Below are 574 nucleotides of genomic sequence, written 5' to 3'. Positions count from 1 at the left end.
CTACGCGGCCGAGCTGGAATCGTCCGAGGGCATCACCAACGCGGTGTTCGGCCTGCTGCGCAACGCGCGCATCCTCAACCCGGGCGACCCGAACCTGGTGGTGTGCTGGGGCGGCCACTCGATCTCGCGCGATGAATACCTGTACACCAAGCAGGTCGGCTACGAGCTGGGTCTGCGCGGTCTGGACATCTGCACCGGCTGCGGCCCGGGTGCCATGAAGGGCCCGATGAAGGGCGCCACCATCGCCCATGCCAAGCAGCGCAAAACGGTCACCCGCTACATCGGCCTGACCGAGCCGGGCATCATCGCCGCCGAGTCGCCGAACCCGATCGTCAACCACCTGGTGATCATGCCGGACATCGAGAAGCGGCTGGAGGCCTTCGTCCGCATCGGCCACGGCATCATCGTGTTCGCCGGTGGCGTCGGTACCGCCGAGGAGATCCTGTACCTGCTGGGCATCCTGCTGCGCGAGGAGAACAAGGATCTGCCGTTCCCGCTGATCCTGACCGGCCCGACCGTGGCCGCGCCGTACTTCGAGCAGATCGATCGTTTCATCCGCCTGACCCTGGGCGAT

General features: G+C 66.4%; 1 protein-coding gene. It reads left to right on the top strand.

What is annotated here, in order from left to right; translation table 11 throughout:
• Positions 1–574 (top strand): LOG family protein (locus tag C9414_RS20895; protein ID WP_142398080.1); only part of this gene is annotated, 574 nt, incomplete at both ends.

It is taken from the genome of Bacillus sp. Nf3 (assembly GCF_003028545.1).
Classification (GTDB): domain Bacteria; phylum Bacillota; class Bacilli; order Bacillales; family Bacillaceae; genus Bacillus; species Bacillus safensis.
Note: the sequence above shows the minus strand (reverse complement) of the source record. Positions and strands in the feature narration are given on the sequence as shown.